At 69.9% G+C, this 14998-nt stretch carries 13 protein-coding genes; 9 read left to right on the top strand and 4 right to left on the bottom strand.

Annotated elements, in window-relative coordinates:
- The first annotated feature begins 19 nt into the window (after positions 1-19).
- Together LL239_RS07635 and LL239_RS07630 are read left to right on the top strand one after the other, a co-directional pair.
- Positions 20-664 carry an alanine racemase C-terminal domain-containing protein gene (locus LL239_RS07635; RefSeq protein WP_228162858.1) on the top strand — a complete coding sequence of 215 codons (645 nt, stop codon included), beginning with the start codon at positions 20-22 and terminating at the stop codon, positions 662-664.
- A complete protein-coding gene (locus LL239_RS07630; RefSeq protein WP_228162857.1) occupies positions 661-1719 on the top strand; it encodes an alanine racemase in 1059 nt (352 codons plus the stop codon). The genes LL239_RS07635 and LL239_RS07630 overlap by 4 nt, the downstream gene beginning before the upstream one ends.
- Before the next feature lie 33 nt (positions 1720-1752).
- On the opposite strand, the gene LL239_RS07625 is transcribed toward LL239_RS07630, so the two are convergent.
- The gene (locus tag LL239_RS07625; protein ID WP_076490439.1) at positions 1753-1974 is read right to left on the bottom strand and encodes a DUF7455 domain-containing protein; all 222 of its coding nucleotides are present in this window, start codon (positions 1972-1974) and stop codon (positions 1753-1755) included.
- A 162-nt stretch (positions 1975-2136) separates the two neighbouring features.
- Between LL239_RS07625 and LL239_RS07620 the strand changes: the two genes are divergently transcribed.
- A complete protein-coding gene (locus tag LL239_RS07620) occupies positions 2137-4209 on the top strand; it encodes a DNA gyrase/topoisomerase IV subunit B (RefSeq protein ID WP_228162994.1) in 2073 nt (690 codons plus the stop codon).
- 199 nt (positions 4210-4408) lie between these two features.
- Here LL239_RS07620 and LL239_RS07615 read toward each other — a convergent pair whose 3' ends face one another.
- On the bottom strand, positions 4409-6868 hold the full coding sequence (locus tag LL239_RS07615) for a DNA gyrase/topoisomerase IV subunit A (RefSeq protein WP_228162856.1): 2460 nt from the start codon (positions 6866-6868) through the stop codon (positions 4409-4411).
- Between the two features lie 70 nt (positions 6869-6938).
- On the opposite strand from LL239_RS07615, the gene LL239_RS07610 reads away from it, so the two are divergent.
- Positions 6939-8066, top strand: coding sequence for an alkaline phosphatase family protein (locus LL239_RS07610; RefSeq protein ID WP_228162855.1), 1128 nt, complete (start codon positions 6939-6941; stop codon positions 8064-8066).
- A gap of 11 nt (positions 8067-8077) precedes the next feature.
- On the opposite strand, the gene sepH is transcribed toward LL239_RS07610, so the two are convergent.
- Entirely contained in the window at positions 8078-9127 is a 1050-nt protein-coding gene (sepH, locus tag LL239_RS07605) for a septation protein SepH (protein WP_228162854.1), read from the bottom strand.
- 211 nt (positions 9128-9338) lie between these two features.
- Here sepH and LL239_RS07600 point away from each other — a divergent pair, with 211 nt between their 5' ends.
- Positions 9339-9632, top strand: coding sequence for a DUF4193 domain-containing protein (locus LL239_RS07600; protein WP_228162853.1), 294 nt, complete (start codon positions 9339-9341; stop codon positions 9630-9632).
- Here the strand turns inward: LL239_RS07600 and LL239_RS07595 are convergent.
- Positions 9607-10098: a DUF3093 domain-containing protein gene (locus LL239_RS07595; protein WP_228162852.1), complete on the bottom strand. Its 492-nt coding sequence runs from the start codon at positions 10096-10098 to the stop codon at positions 9607-9609. The genes LL239_RS07600 and LL239_RS07595 overlap by 26 nt on opposite strands.
- 12 nt (positions 10099-10110) lie before the next feature.
- Between LL239_RS07595 and dut the strand changes: the two genes are divergently transcribed.
- The 4 genes from dut (at position 10111) to acnA (ending at position 14942) form a co-directional block, all read left to right on the top strand.
- Positions 10111-10566 (top strand): dUTP diphosphatase, encoded by a 456-nt coding sequence (dut, locus tag LL239_RS07590; protein WP_228162851.1) that lies wholly within the window; start codon positions 10111-10113, stop codon positions 10564-10566.
- Positions 10563-11171: a DUF3710 domain-containing protein gene (locus LL239_RS07585; RefSeq protein WP_228162850.1), complete on the top strand. Its 609-nt coding sequence runs from the start codon at positions 10563-10565 to the stop codon at positions 11169-11171. The genes dut and LL239_RS07585 overlap by 4 nt, the downstream gene beginning before the upstream one ends.
- Positions 11168-11971: a DUF3159 domain-containing protein gene (locus LL239_RS07580; protein WP_228162849.1), complete on the top strand. Its 804-nt coding sequence runs from the start codon at positions 11168-11170 to the stop codon at positions 11969-11971. The genes LL239_RS07585 and LL239_RS07580 overlap by 4 nt, the downstream gene beginning before the upstream one ends.
- A 136-nt stretch (positions 11972-12107) precedes the next feature.
- Entirely contained in the window at positions 12108-14942 is a 2835-nt protein-coding gene (acnA, locus tag LL239_RS07575) for an aconitate hydratase AcnA (protein ID WP_308218567.1), read from the top strand.
- The last annotated feature ends 56 nt before the right edge of the window (positions 14943-14998 follow it).

Here is a 14998-nt window from a genome sequence, read left to right as displayed (position 1 = left end):
CCCGGATAGTCTAGATGCCGTGACCTCCGCGCCTCCCGCCCGTGCCGACGCCGGGCGGGGAGTGGCTCCTGTGGCCCGATTGTCCGAGCAGAACCTACGCGCGAATGCCGCGCTCACACCGGCCGGCCCCGCCGACGACGTCCTCGCCGTCGACGCCTGGGGGCACGGCGCGGACTGGGTGGCATCCGTCCTGGCATCCCTCGATGTGGACGCCGATGAGCTCCAGGCGGCGACCCTGTTCGGCCTGCCGGGCGGTGACCTGCGCGCGCGTCCGGTGCTCTCGCTGCACGGGCGCGTGCTGGGGACGAAGCCGCTTCTCACCGGCGAGGGCGTCTCCTACGGCTACACCCACCGCGCCAGCCGCGACACCTCGGTGGCACTGGTGACGGGCGGCTACGCACAGGGCGTGGTGCGCTCGCTCGGGAACATCGCCGACGTGACGATCTCGGGCCGCCGCCACCGGATCGTCGGCCGCGTCGCGATGGACGTCTGCGTCGTCGACATCGAGGACGCCCGTCCCCTGCGCGGCTCCGACGTGGTGTTCTTCGGCGACCCCGATGCGGGCCACCCCTCGCTGGGGGAGTGGACGGATGCCACGGGATGGAGCGCCGGAGAGATCGTCGCCGTCGTCGGCGGCCGGGCCGTGCGGACGGTAGTCGCGTGAGCGTCGAGTACCGCGTCGACCTCGACGCCTTCGCCCGTAACCTCACGCGGGTGCGCGAGGCCGTCGCGCCCGCGCAGCACATGCTCGTCGTCAAGGACGACGCGTACGCGCACGGCATCGACGAGATCGTGCGCCGCGCGACCGCCGAGGGCGTCAGCTGGTTCGGCGCGTTCGACGTCGAGACCGGCCGCGCGGTCCGTGCCGTCGCCGGCCCCGACGCGCGCATCTTCGTCTGGCTCCTCGGCGGCGCCGACGATCTCGCCGCGGGCGTGGCCTCCGGTCTCGACCTGGGCATCGGCGACGAGGCGCTCCTGGACGATCTCGCGGCCCTTCCCACTCCCGCCGCCCCCGCACGGGTGCACCTCAAGATCGACACGGGTTTGCACCGCAACGGCATCCGTCCCGAGCGGTGGGGCGCTGCCCTGGAGCGGTTATCGGATCTCGTGGCCGCGGGCACCGCGCGCTTCGAAGGGCTCTGGTCGCACATCGCGGAGGCCTCGGACGCCGACGACGACGACGCGCGAGAGATCTTCCTCGCTGCGCGCGACGCGGCCGTCGAGGCGGGTCTCACGCCCCGCTTGTCGCACCTCGCCGCCAGTGCCGCCGGGTTCGCCCGCGCGTCGTTCCGCGAAGATCTCGTGCGTGTCGGGGCGTTCTCGTACGGCATTCGCCCCGCCGGCGGGCCGGGCGAGCCCGAGCTCGGGATCGAGCCGATCTCCGCCCTCACTGCGACGGTGACCTCCGTCGGCGCCGACGCGGTGCGGGTGGATGTCGGACACCTGCACGGGTTGCCCTCGGCGCTGCAGGGTCGCTTCTCGGTCGCGACTCCCGGGGGCCCGCGCCGCGTCCTGGCCATCGAGCCGACGTGGTCGATCGTCGAGGGGTGGACGGATGCCGAGCCGGGTGACGAGGTGACCGTGTTCGGACGTGAGGGCGTGGCATCCGCGACAGACCTGGCCGAACTCATCGACACGATCGGCGAGGAGATCGCGCTCCGCGTCTCGTCGTGCGTGCCCCGCCGTTATACGCCGAACGGGCCCCGTTCCGCTCGGTGAGAGCGGCCCGGAGCCCGTTCGGACGAAGTCGGGTCAGTCGGCGGCGTGCAGACGAGCGGTCTCGTCGTGCCACGACGTCGCGATGCTGCGGAGCTTCTCCTCGTACTTGCGCCCGTGGTGGGCGCAGAACAGGAGTTCGCTGCCGTTGACCTCGGCGGCGATGTAGGCCTGCGCTCCGCAAGAGTCACAGCGATCCGCCGCCGTCAGGCGGTGGTCGAGGACGACGGACGCGTCGGGTGCAGTCGTAGTGGTCATCTCGGGTGCCCTCCTCGGTGGTCGTTGGGCGAGTCTGTCAATAGAACCACGGGGATGTTTCCCCTATGCCGCGTGTGCGTGACATTTCGCTGTGCGCGTACGCCGACCCCGCGGCGCCGTGTGTCTGCAAGGCGATGTCGGAGCCCGCGATTACGCTGGGAGATCGTGACATCCGAGTATTCCGCCCATCATCTCCAGGTCCTCGAGGGACTCGAAGCGGTGCGCAAGCGCCCGGGCATGTACATCGGCTCCACCGACTCCCGCGGGCTCATGCACTGCCTGTGGGAGATCATCGACAACTCCGTCGACGAGGCCCTCGCCGGCCACGGCTCGCGCATCGACATCGTGCTGCACGCCGACGGCAGCGTCGAAGTGCGCGATCGCGCCCGCGGCATCCCGGTCGATGTCGAGCCCCGGACGGGGCTCACCGGAGTCGAGGTCGTCTTCACCAAGCTCCACGCCGGAGGCAAGTTCGGCGGCGGCTCGTACGCGGCCTCGGGCGGTCTGCACGGTGTCGGCGCGTCGGTGGTCAACGCCCTCTCCGAGCGCCTCGATGTCGAGGTGGATCGCGGCGGCAAGACCTACGCGATGTCCTTCCACCGGGGCGAGCCCGGCGTCTTCGCCGGCCCGGGCCCCGACTCGGCGTTCACGCCTTTCGAACGCAGCAGCGAACTGCGCATCGCCGGCAAGGCCCCGCGCGGCGTCACCGGCACCCGCATCCGATACTGGGCCGACCGTCAGATCTTCACCAAGGACGCCTCCTTCGGTTTCGATGAGCTCGTCCAGCGCGCGCGACAGACCGCGTTCCTCGTTCCCGGTTTGGAGATCGTGATCGCCGACGAGCGCGGAGACGAACCCGTCGAGACCAGCTACCGGTTCGACGGCGGCATCTCCGAATTCGCCGACTTCCTCGCCCCCGACGCCGCCATCACCGACACATGGCGCCTCACCGGCACGGGCACCTTCACCGAGACGGTTCCCGTGCTGCAGCCCGGTGGCTCGATGGTGCCCACCGAGGTCCACCGCGAGTGCGAGGTCGACATCGCGGTCCGCTGGGGAACCGGTTATGACACCACGACGCGGTCGTTCGTGAACATCATCGCCACGCCCAAGGGCGGCACACATCAGCAGGGCTTCGAGCAGGGGCTCATGAAGATCCTGCGCGGGCAGGTCGAGCAGAACGCCCGCAAGCTCAAGGTCGGCAATGACAAGATCGAGAAGGACGACATCCTCGCCGGTCTCACCTCCGTGTTGACGGTCCGCCTCCCCGAGCCCCAGTTCGAGGGACAGACCAAGGAGATCCTCGGCACTCCCGCGGTGCGTCAGATCGTGTCCCAGGTCGTCGCCAAGGAACTGACCGAGCGCTTCGCATCCGCCAAGCGCGACGACAAGGCCCAGACGGCCCTGCTGCTCGAGAAGGTCGTCTCCGAGATGAAGGCGCGCATCTCGGCGCGCACCCACAAAGAGACGCAGCGTCGCAAGAACGCGCTGGAGTCCTCGTCGCTGCCGTCGAAGCTCGTCGATTGCCGTTCCAACGACGTCGCCGACTCCGAGCTGTTCATCGTCGAGGGAAACTCGGCGCTGGGCACGGCGCGCGACGCACGCAACAGCGCCTATCAGGCGCTGCTGCCCATCCGCGGCAAGATCCTCAACACGCAGAAGGCGTCGATCAGCGACATGCTGTCCAACGCCGAATGCGCCTCGATCATCCAGGTCATCGGCGCCGGGTCCGGGCGCTCGTTCGACCTCGACGCCGCCCGCTACGGCAAGATCATCCTGATGAGCGACGCCGATGTCGACGGCGCACACATCCGCACCCTGCTGCTGACGCTGTTCTTCCGCTACATGCGGCCTCTCGTCGAGGCGGGCCGCGTGTTCGCGGCTGTCCCGCCGCTGCATCGGGTGATCGTCATGAATCCGGGCTCCAAGCCGAACGAGACGATCTACACCTACAGCGAGCAGGAACTGCACGGCCTGCTCGCCAAGCTCAAGAAGGCCAACAAGCGCTGGCAGGAGCCGATCCAGCGCTACAAGGGTCTGGGCGAGATGGATGCCGACCAGCTCGCGACCACGACGATGGATCGCGCCGGCCGCACCCTCCGCCGCGTGCAGGTGCGTGATATCGAGGAAGCAGCGAAGGTGTTCGACCTGCTCATGGGCAGCGACGTCGCGCCGCGCCGCGAGTTCATCGTCGATTCCAGCGACCGGCTGGCTCGCGAGCGCATCGACGTCTGACGGTCGCGCGCCGGCAGCCGGACGTTCCTCGGACCCCGCATCCGTCCGCGCTCGCTTCGTGAGGTCACAGGCCGGCGCGCGAACAGTCCCGCGGACTCCACAGCAGACACGCCGCACACAATCCCGACCCACCGGCGTGTCGCCACCGACCTCCGCACGACGGCGCGGCGCCCGGGGCCACCCCAGGGACGTCACAGCGTCAGCGAATGACGGTTCCGATCGCGCCGATCACGGCGTCGAGAGGCTGCCCGGATGCGTCGCGCTTGGCTCCCGATTCGGGCAGCGGCCGCACCGATCCGTCGGTGCCGACAGCGCGCGGGTCGGACCCGACCCACGCGAGGGTCAGTGCGTCTTCGCCGCGGAGCAGACGCTGGGCTCGGACCCCGCCGGTCGCGCGGCCCTTTGCGGGGAACTCCGTGAAGGCCGAGACCTTGGCGCTGCCGGCATCCGTCCCCGCCAGCGCCGCCGTCGACCCCGCCACCGTCACGACGACCGCGTCGAACGCGGAGCCGCCCACGACGGCGAAGGCGATGACGTGCGCGCCGTCGGACAACCGGATGCCGGCCATGCCGCCGGCCGAACGCCCCTGCGGCCGCACGGACGAGGCGTCGAACCTCAGCAGTTGGGCGTCACTGGCGACGAACACCAGCTCGGCGGCATCCGAGGCGGGAGCCGCCCCGACCACCCGATCGCCGTCGCGGAGGGAGATGATCTCGATCTCGGGCTTCATGCCGAGCTCGGACGCGGCCACGCGCTTCACGATGCCCTGAGCCGTGCCGAGAGCGATGGGCGCGCCGTCGGTCAAGGGCACGAGGGCGACGACCTGCTCGCCCTTGCCCAGAGCGAGATACTGCTCGACCTTCGTGCCCGCGGCGAGCTGCACGGCGTTGCCGGGGACGGAGGGCAGGTCGACGGGCGAGAACCGGACAAGCCGTCCCGACGATGTGACCGCGCCGATGTCGCCGCGCGTGGTCGTGTCCACCGACGAACGGATGGCGTCGTGCTTGGCGCGCCGCGTCGGCGGCACGACGCCACCGCCGGGGGCATCCGCGGTGAGTTCGGCGCGCACCATCCGGCCGGTCGCCGAGAGGAACACGCGGCAGGGCGCGTCGGCGATCTGCAGATCGGCGGCCGCCGCGGCCTTGGCCGACCGGGGTTGCACCGGTCCGCCGTTGAGCAGCATCGTGCGCCGCGGGGTGCCGTACGCCTCGGCGGCGGCCTCGAGCTCGCTCGCGACCTGACCGCGCAGGAGCGCCTCGCTGCCCAACAGCTCGACGAGCTGGTCGATCTCGGCCTGAAGCTGGTCGCGCTCGGCCTCGAGCTCGATGCGGGAGAACTTCGTCAGACGCCGCAGACGCAGTTCGAGGATGTACTCGGCCTGCGGGTGCGTCAGGTCGAACACCTCCTGGAGACGCGTCCGCGCCTGCTCGCCGTCGTCGGACGAGCGGATCACCTGGATGACCTCGTCGATGTCGAGGATCGCGATGAGCAGGCCCTCCACGAGGTGCAGGCGCTCACGCTTGCGGGCCAACCGGTATTCGCTGCGTCGTGTCACGACGCGGATGCGGTGGTCGAGGTACACCCTCAGCATGTCGCGAAGGCCGAGCGTCTGCGGCTGCCCGTCGACGAGGGCCACGTTGTTGATGCCGAAGGAGTCCTCGAGCGGCGTCAACCGGTACAGGTGCTCCAGCACCGCCTTCGGGTCGAACCCCGTCTTGATACCGATGACCAGGCGCAGACCGTGCTGGCGGTCGCTGAGGTCGGTGACGTCGGCGATGCCCGTGAGCTTCTTCGACTGCACGGCATCCTTGATCTTCTCGATCACCCGTTCCGGGCCGACGAGGTACGGAAGCTCGGTGATCACGATGCCGGTACGCCGCGGCCCGAGCGACTCGATCGACGCCTTCGCCCGGGTGCGGAACGAGCCGCGCCCGTTCGTATAGGCGTCCTTGATCCCGTCGAGGCCGACGATGATGCCGCCGGAGGGCAGGTCGGGGCCCGGGACGAACTCCATGAGCTCTTCGACCGTGGCATCCGGGTGCTGCAGGAGGTGCGTTGCCGCGCCGACGACCTCGATGAGGTTGTGCGGCGCCATGTTGGTGGCCATGCCCACCGCGATACCGGTCGCGCCGTTGACGAGCAGGTTGGGGAACGCGGCCGGCAGCACATCGGGCTGCTGGAACTGGCCGTCGTAGTTGGGCACGAAATCCACGACGTCTTCGTCGAGGTTCTCGGTGAGCGCGAGCGCGGGGGGTGCGAGCCGCGCCTCGGTGTAACGCGGGGCCGCGGGGCCGTCGTCGAGGGACCCGAAGTTGCCGTGCCCGTCGATCAGCGGCACGCGCAGCGAGAAGTGCTGCGCCAGGCGCACGAGGGCGTCGTAGATCGGGGCGTCGCCGTGAGGGTGCAGCTTTCCCATCACCTCACCGACGACGCGGGCGCTCTTGACGTGCCCGCGATCGGGACGCAACCCCATCTCGGCCATCTGGTAGAGGATGCGCCGCTGGACGGGCTTCAATCCGTCGCGGGCGTCGGGCAGCGCGCGCGAGTAGATCACCGAGTACGCGTACTCGAGGAACGACCCCTGCATCTCCGCCGAGACATCGACGTCTTCGATGCGCTCGGGGGCGGGGGAAGCGGCGGAGGAACGGGAATCGGGCATAGGTGCGGCCTCGGGTCGGGCGGGCGTCGATCTCGACGGGGGCGGAAAGTCGTGTGGAAGACTGGCCCCGATGTCTCTCAGCCTACCGGCGGCCTCGCCGCGAGCCCGGAGCCTCACCGGTGTGGTGTCCGAGGCGGTCGCTGCCCTCGACGGGCGCTCCGAGTGGTTCGCGCCGGCCCGCAGTGCCGTGGTGTTCGTCATCGACGGGCTGGGCGCGCACAACCTGGCCGAGCGTCGTGGCCACGCGCGGTTCCTCGCTTCCGTCGGTTCGCGCCGCGACGTGGCCCGCACCGTGTTCCCGTCGACGACCGCCGCCGCGCTCACGAGCCTGCTCACCGGAACCGACCCCGGTGTCCACGGGATCGTGGGCTACCGCACGCGCATCCCCGGCACGAACACGGCGGCGAACCAGCTGCACGGATGGGAGACCGACGGGCTCGACCCGCGCACGTGGCAGCGCAGCCGCCCTCTGTTCGAGATCGAGTCCGAGCGCGGGCGTCCGTGCTTCGTCGTGTCCCGCCCCGACTACACCGGCACCGGCTTCACCGCCGCGACGCTGCGAGGAGCCGAGTTCGTGTCGGCCGGAGACGTGCGCGAGCGCGCGGCGATCGCCGCCGAGCTCGCGTCTCGGCATCCGGGAGCCCTCGTCTACCTCTATGCCCCCGACCTCGACAGCGCCGGTCATCGCGACGGGTGGCAGTCCGATCGCTGGACCGACGCCTTGGAACGCGCCGACGCGGCCGCGCGCGACCTCGCCGGTGCGATCGAGCCCACCACGGGCGTGCTCGTCACCGCCGACCACGGCATGGTCGACGTTCCCGCGCACAAGCATGTGCTGCTCACCGACGCCGATGCGCTCGTCGACGGCGTCGAGATCGTCGGCGGCGAGCCGCGCATGCTGCACCTATACACGGAGCCCGGCGCGGAGGATGCCGTGGCCTCCCGGTGGCGCGAACGCGAGCAGTCGCGGGCCTGGGTCCTCACGCGCGACGAGGCGATCGGGGCCGGACTCTTCGGTACGGTCGCCCCCGAGGTGCGCGACCGCATCGGTGACATCGTCGTCGCCGCGCGCGGCCGTTACGCCTACTACGACGACCGCGAGACCGACAAGCGTCCGCAGCGCATGGTGGGCCAGCACGGCTCGCTCACCGACGAGGAGCGGACGGTTCCGCTCCTGCGTCTCGGCGCCTTCGGCTGAGAAACCCCGCCTCAGCTTTCGTCGGTGCGGGCACCGAACACGATCTCGTCCCACGACGGCATCGAGGGACGCCCCTTCGCGCGACGACCGGATTCGGTGGATGCCGGGGGGGCGGGGCTCCGCTCGGGTTCGGCCTCGGCCTCGGGTTCCTCGCCCCGGTAGCCGGGCTCGAGGGCGTCGAACAGCGCCACCGGGGCGCTGGGGGTGCGCGGCTCGGGCTCGCGCGCTTCGACGGGGCCGGGCAGCGGCTCACGCTGTCCGCGACGGCGACGCAGGGCCTCGAGAAGGTCGGCCGTCTCGGACGAGGTCACCGGCGCGTCGGGAGCGCGCTTGATCGCCGCGGCCTGCACGGCGGACGCGACGGGACCGGTGGCCTCCACGCCGGGCTCGTCCTCGATGTCGAGGCGACGCGGGCCGAAGGCACCGCTGTCGAAACGGGAGTCGTCCTTGGGCAGCGGGGTGTCCAGCGCCCGCAACCGGGGGATGAGCCCTTCCGGCAGCGAACCCTGTCGGGACAACTGGATCGCGTCGGCGTTCTGTGGTGACAGGCTGCTGCGCCGCGGGTCGAAGCCCCAGCGGGCATCGTGATCGATCCCGTTCGCCGTGAACTCGAGCTTCACCATCCAGCCCGAGGAGTCCTTCCAGCTCGTCCAGCGCTCCGACGAGGCGCCGGCCTCGGCGAGCTTGGCCCGGACCGCGGCGCCGAAAGTGATGGGGGCGTCCTGCTCGAGGGCACCGCCCAGCAGCACCGGAACGGCGAGGGCCTGGGCGACGACGTGCTCGCGTTCGGCCAGCACGGGGCCCTCGAAGCGCTCGATGTCCTCCAGGCGGGCGTTCAGAAGGGTCGCGACCTCGCGCGCCGAGAGTCCCGCGCGGATGTGCGCCTGGATCTCGCGCGGGCTCGGACGGGGAGCGCGCTCGTCGTCGTGCTCGCGCCCACGGCGCGCACGGCGCGCTTCCGCGCGCAGCACCTCGTCGAGCGGCAGGGCGAAACGTTCACCCGTCTCGGTCGCGACGACGAGGACGTCATCCTCGGTTCCGATGACTTTGAGCTGTTCCATGCGAAACACCCCTCCGATCTGCGGTCGACGCCCATGCTGACACGCGCCCGGGGCTGGAGCCGGGAATAACGCGGGCGCGCCGCGAGTTTGACGCCTCGCAACCCGCACAAACCCCGTCGAGCGCATTTGCTTATCGGGGTCGGGTCATGCAAACTATGGCCGCCCGTTCGGGCGATGCACCACGAAAAACCGGAAGTAGAGACCTTCACGCATGGCCACCGATTACGACGCACCGCGCAAGACCGAGGACGACAGCGAGTCGATCGAGGCCCTCAAAGAGCGCGTGCCCGACAAGACGTCGGGGTCGATCGACAACGAGGATGCCGACAACCCCTCGGGCTTCGAGCTGCCCGGCGCCGACCTCTCGGACATCGAGCTGGACGTCGTCGTGCTCCCCCCTCAGGAAGACGAGTTCACCTGCATGAACTGCTTCCTGGTGAAGCACCGTTCCCAGATCGCCGAGGAGAGCGGCTCCGGCTTCATCTGCCTGGAGTGCGCAGCCTGACCTGAGCGCGCTGGATCGCCGCGACCAGGCGATCCGGCGTCCGGGTGGACAACACCCACATCGGAGTCGGGTCCTCGGGATCGGTCACGGGCACCGTGACGATCCCGTCGATCCCGCCCCGGATGACATGCCAGGCCCGCCGGTCGAGACCACTCCCGCGGGCCGTGCGCGCCTGCTCCGCCACCACGCCGGCGGGCACGCCCAGCAGCGCGACCGGGATGTGCGCCCGTCCGGCGCGGAGTTCACCGTCGCGCACCTCGATGACGGGGGAGAGCGCGACCAGCGCCGCGACGATCGCGACGGCCACGACGAGTCCGACGACCAGGGCCAGAGTGGTGTCGATGGGCGAGAAGACGAGGGCCGCCATCGGACCGCACACCGCTGCGGCGACGAGCGCCCACAGCGACGGGCTGAGGCGTTCGCGGTACTCGGTTCCGGTGCGGATGCCGCACCCCCTCTTCTGCATTACCCTCGTGGGGTGACCGAAACGGTGGACGTCCTCATTGTCGCATCCGAGCCCCCGGTCTTCGCCCACCCCGGCGACGCCGGTGCCGACCTGGTCGCCGCGGAGGCCGTGCGTCTCGAGCCCGGTCGCCGCGCCCTCGTCTCCACGGGAGTGCGCATCGCGCTGCCCGAGGGGTACGCCGCGTTCGTGGTGCCGCGCAGCGGCCTGGCCGCCAAGCACGGGATCACGATCGTCAATTCACCCGGCACGATCGACGCCGGCTATCGCGGCGAGATCAAGGTGGCGCTGTTGAACACCGACCTCGACGAGCCCTACGAGATCGCGGTCGGAGACCGCATCGCGCAGCTGATCGTCATGCCCGTCCCGCCCGTTCGCTTCCTCCCCGTCGACGAGCTCCCCGCCAGCGTGCGAGGAGAGGGCGGCTTCGGATCCAGCGGCTACCAGACCTCTTCAGGGAGCACCCGATGACCGACGACTCCGAGCAGCAGATCGACGCGGCCGCGCCGGCCAAGAGCGGTCCCGCGGACCGCGAGACCGCCGGGCCCTTCGATGAGGCCGAGGCGAATGCGGTCCGGCCCTACATCGACCTGGGGGGCATCAAGATCCTTCCGCGAGAGGGGCTGAACCTGCGCCTCGAGGTCGAGGAGCAGACCAAGCGGATCGTCGCGGTCGGTCTGGACTATGCCGACTCCACCCTGCAGGTGCAGCCCTTCGCCGCGCCGCGTTCGAGCGGGCTGTGGGCGGAGACGCGCGACCAGATCCGTCAGCAGGTCAAACAGCAGGGCGGCCGCGTGGAGGAGCGCGAGGGGCCCCTCGGTCCCGAACTGCTGGCGGAGGTCCCCGTTGTCGCGGGGGCCGACGGCGCGGCGAAACGCCTCGCCCGATTCGTCGGTGTCGACGGACCCCGTTGGTTCCTGCGCGGCGTCATCGGGGGTGCCGCGACCTCCGACGTCGAGGCCGCGGCCGCGGTCGAGGACCTGTTCCGCTCGATCGTGGTCGTCCGCGGCGGTTCGCCCATGCCGCCGCGTGATCTGATCCCCCTCCGGATGCCGACCGCCCCCGGCACGGCATGAGCGGCGCTTCGCGCGCCGGCGAGCCCGCCGGCCCGGGCGACCCCGCTCGTCCGGTCGACCCCGCGCACCCCGTCGACGCGGGGCGCGTCCCTCTCGAGCCCCCGTCCGCAGTCGACAGCGTGTCGGCCGCGCTCGGTGGGGCTGCGCGCCGCGCAGGACTGGACCCGTCGAAGCACTCCTCGACCGGCGCTGCAGTGTGGTCGGCGATGGGCGGATGGCGCGGCATCCTGGAATCCGTCCTGCCCTCGCTCGCCTTCGTCGTGCTCTTCACCGTCACGGCGGACCCCGAGACGCGCCAGGGGAACCTGCCTCTCAGCCTCGGCGTGTCGGTGGGCCTCGCGCTCGTATTCACGATCGCCCGCCTGCTGGCGAAGTCGCCGCCCAGCGCCGCGATCGGCGGGCTGCTCGCCACGGTCGCCGCCGCCCTCCTCGCGCTGTTCACGGGCCGCGGCCAGGACAACTTCGTCTTCGGCTTCTTCACCAACGGCGCGTACGGAACGGCTTTCCTGGTGTCGGTGCTCGTGGGCTGGCCTCTGGTGGGACTCGTTGCGGGCTATCTCCTGGGCGAGGGGACGTCCTGGCGCGCCGACAAGAAGAAGCGCCGGGTCTATTCGTTGCTGTCGCTCGGCTGGGCCGCGCTGTTCGCCGCGCGCCTGATCGTGCAGCTCCCGCTGTACTTCGCCGGCGACGTCACGGCGCTGGGCACGCTGAAGATCATCATGGGGCTGCCGCTGTTCGCGCCCATGCTCGCGGTGACGTGGCTCGCCGTGCGCGCTCTCTCCCCCCGCCGCGAGGCCTGATATATTTATCTTGACATCAAGATAAATCTCCCTCCTCCGCGGTTAGGTCGGCCTTCCTGGCATCCTCCGCATCGCGTGGGGAAGATGGGAGAGGAGCGGGCCGACGCCTGCGCATTCGCCGACGAAGGAGACGATCGTGTCCACGGTTGACAGCTTCGGTGCCAAGAGCACCCTGACGGTCGGCAGCACCGACTACGAGATCTTCCGCATCGACACCGTCGCCGGATACGAGAAGCTCCCGTTCAGCCTCAAGGTGCTGCTCGAGAACCTCCTCCGTACCGAAGACGGCGCCAACGTCACCGCGGAGCAGATCCGCGCGCTCGGCTCCTGGAACCCGGATGCGGAGCCCGACACCGAGATCCAGTTCACGCCCGCCCGCGTCGTGATGCAGGACTTCACCGGCGTGCCGTGCATCGTCGACCTCGCCACGATGCGCGAGGCCGTGACGGCTCTGGGTGGCGACCCCAACAAGATCAACCCTCTCTCGCCCGCCGAGATGGTCATCGACCACTCCGTCATCGCCGACCTCTTCGGCAGCGAGAACGCCCTCGAGCGCAACGTCGAGATCGAGTACGAGCGCAACGGTGAGCGCTACCAGTTCCTGCGCTGGGGCCAGACCGCTTTCGATGACTTCAAGGTCGTCCCGCCGGGCACCGGCATCGTCCACCAGGTCAACATCGAGCACCTCGCGAAGGTCGTCTACGACCGCAGCGTCGACGGGGTCCTGCGCGCCTACCCCGACACGTGCGTCGGCACCGACTCCCACACCACGATGGTCAACGGCCTAGGCGTGCTGGGCTGGGGCGTCGGCGGTATCGAGGCCGAGGCCGCCATGCTCGGCCAGCCCGTGTCGATGCTGATCCCGCGCGTCGTCGGCTTCAAGCTCAGCGGCGAGATCCCCGCGGGCGTCACCGCCACCGACGTCGTCCTCACGATCACCGACATGCTGCGCAAGCACGGCGTCGTGGGCAAGTTCGTGGAGTTCTACGGCGAGGGTGTGGCATCCGTGCCGCTGGCCAACCGCGCCACCATCGGAAACATGAGCCCGGAGTTCGGCTCCACCGCCGCGATGTTCCCCATCGACGACGTCACGCTCGAGTACCTGCGCCTCACCGGTCGCGACGAGCAGACGGTCGCCCTCGTCGAGGCCTACGCCAAGGAGCAGAAGCTCTGGCACGACCCGGCGCGTGAACTGGTCTTCAGCGAGTACATGGAGCTCGACCTCTCGACGGTGGTCCCCTCGATCGCCGGCCCCAAGCGTCCCCAGGACCGCATTCTGCTGTCCGAGGCCAAGTCGCAGTTCGAGAAGGACATCCTCAACTACGCAGCCGCCTCGACGTCGGATTCGATCGTCGACCTCGAGTCCGACCAGTCCTTCCCGGCGTCCGACCCCGGCCCCGTGCCGGGCGAGGAGCACTCGCACAGCGGTGACGTGCTGATCTCGTCGGGTCACCCCGCGAACGCGTCCAAGCCTGTCAAGGTCACCACTCCCGAGGGCCAGTCCTACCTGCTCGACAACGGCGCGGTCACCCTGGCCGCGATCACCTCGTGCACCAACACCTCGAACCCGTCGGTCATGATCGCGGCGGGTCTGCTCGCCAAGAACGCCGTCGACAAGGGCCTCAAGCGCAAGCCGTGGGTCAAGACGACGCTCGGCCCCGGCTCGAAGGTCGTCACCGACTACTACGAGAAGTCGGGCCTCGACAAGGCGCTCGAGGGCCTGGACTTCTACACCGTCGGCTACGGCTGCACGATCTGCATCGGAAACTCCGGCCCCCTCATCGAGGAGGTCTCCGAGGCGATCAACGAGAACGACCTCGCCGTGACGGCTGTCCTCTCGGGAAACCGCAACTTCGAGGGCCGCATCAGCCCCGACGTGAAGATGAACTACCTCGCCTCGCCGCCGCTCGTCGTCGCCTATGCCCTGGCCGGCTCGATGAACTTCGACTTCGAGACCGACCCGCTCGGCAAGGACCAGAACGGCGACGACGTCTTCCTCAAGGACATCTGGCCGGCGCCCGACCAGGTGCAGTCGATCATCGACGCGTCGATCTCGCGCGAGCAGTTCATCCAGCAGTACGCCACGGTCTTCGAGGGCGACGAGCGCTGGAAGAACCTTCCCACCCCGACCGGTCCGGTCTTCGAGTGGGATGCCGACTCCACCTACGTGCGCAAGGCCCCTTACTTCGAGGGCATGACGATGGAGCCCGCTCCGGTCCGCGACATCACCGGTGCGCGCGTCATGGCGACGCTCGGCGACTCGGTCACGACCGACCACATCAGCCCCGCGGGCAACATCAAGGCGGGCACCCCCGCCGCGCAGTACCTCACCGAGCACGGCGTCGCGCAGAAGGACTTCAACTCCTACGGCTCGCGCCGCGGCAACCACGAGGTCATGATCCGCGGCACGTTCGCCAACATCCGCCTCAAGAACGAGATGGTCGCCGCCGTCAACGACGGTCAGATCGTCGAGGGCGGGTACACCCGCGACTTCACGCAGCCGGGCGGCCCGCAGTCCTACATCTACGACGCGAGCATGAATTACCAGGCTCAGGGCACCCCGCTCGTGGTGTTCGGCGGCAAGGAGTACGGCTCGGGCTCGTCGCGCGACTGGGCGGCCAAGGGCACCAACCTCCTCGGCGTCAAGGCGGTCATCACCGAGAGCTTCGAGCGCATCCACCGCTCGAACCTCATCGGTATGGGCGTGGTCCCGCTGCAGTTCCCCGCCGGGGAGAGCTGGAAGTCCTTGGGCCTCGACGGCACCGAGATCGTCTCGATCGAGGGTCTCGAGCAGCTCAACGAGGGCGTGACGCCGAAGACCGTCAAGGTCACCGCCGAGCCGAGCGAGTTCTCGCCCGAGGGCAAGCAGACCGTGACGTTCGACGCCGTGGTCCGCATCGACACCCCCGGTGAGGCCGACTACTACCGCAACGGCGGCATCCTGCAGTACGTGCTGCGTTCGCTCGTCTGACACGTCACCGCGTCCGTGCCCCGGGGGTTTCGACCCCCGGGGCACGTCGCATTCTC

This window comes from Microbacterium testaceum, assembly GCF_020781835.1.
GTDB classification, from domain to species: Bacteria; Actinomycetota; Actinomycetes; order Actinomycetales; family Microbacteriaceae; genus Microbacterium; species Microbacterium testaceum_H.
This window is presented reverse-complemented; position numbering and strand designations above follow the sequence as displayed.

What these genes read in the sequence shown, in the direction of transcription:
- LL239_RS07625 (WP_076490439.1), bottom strand. Translation starts at nt 1,974, where the DNA reads ATGACCACTACGACTGCACCCGACGCGTCCGTCGTCCTCGACCACCGC.
- LL239_RS07615 (WP_228162856.1), bottom strand. Translation starts at nt 6,868, where the DNA reads ATGCCCGATTCCCGTTCCTCCGCCGCTTCCCCCGCCCCCGAGCGCATC.
- LL239_RS07610 (WP_228162855.1), top strand. Translation starts at nt 6,939, where the DNA reads ATGTCTCTCAGCCTACCGGCGGCCTCGCCGCGAGCCCGGAGCCTCACC.
- sepH (WP_228162854.1), bottom strand. Translation starts at nt 9,127, where the DNA reads ATGGAACAGCTCAAAGTCATCGGAACCGAGGATGACGTCCTCGTCGTC.
- LL239_RS07600 (WP_228162853.1), top strand. Translation starts at nt 9,339, where the DNA reads ATGGCCACCGATTACGACGCACCGCGCAAGACCGAGGACGACAGCGAG.
- LL239_RS07595 (WP_228162852.1), bottom strand. Translation starts at nt 10,098, where the DNA reads ATGCAGAAGAGGGGGTGCGGCATCCGCACCGGAACCGAGTACCGCGAA.
- LL239_RS07585 (WP_228162850.1), top strand. Translation starts at nt 10,563, where the DNA reads ATGACCGACGACTCCGAGCAGCAGATCGACGCGGCCGCGCCGGCCAAG.
- LL239_RS07580 (WP_228162849.1), top strand. Translation starts at nt 11,168, where the DNA reads ATGAGCGGCGCTTCGCGCGCCGGCGAGCCCGCCGGCCCGGGCGACCCC.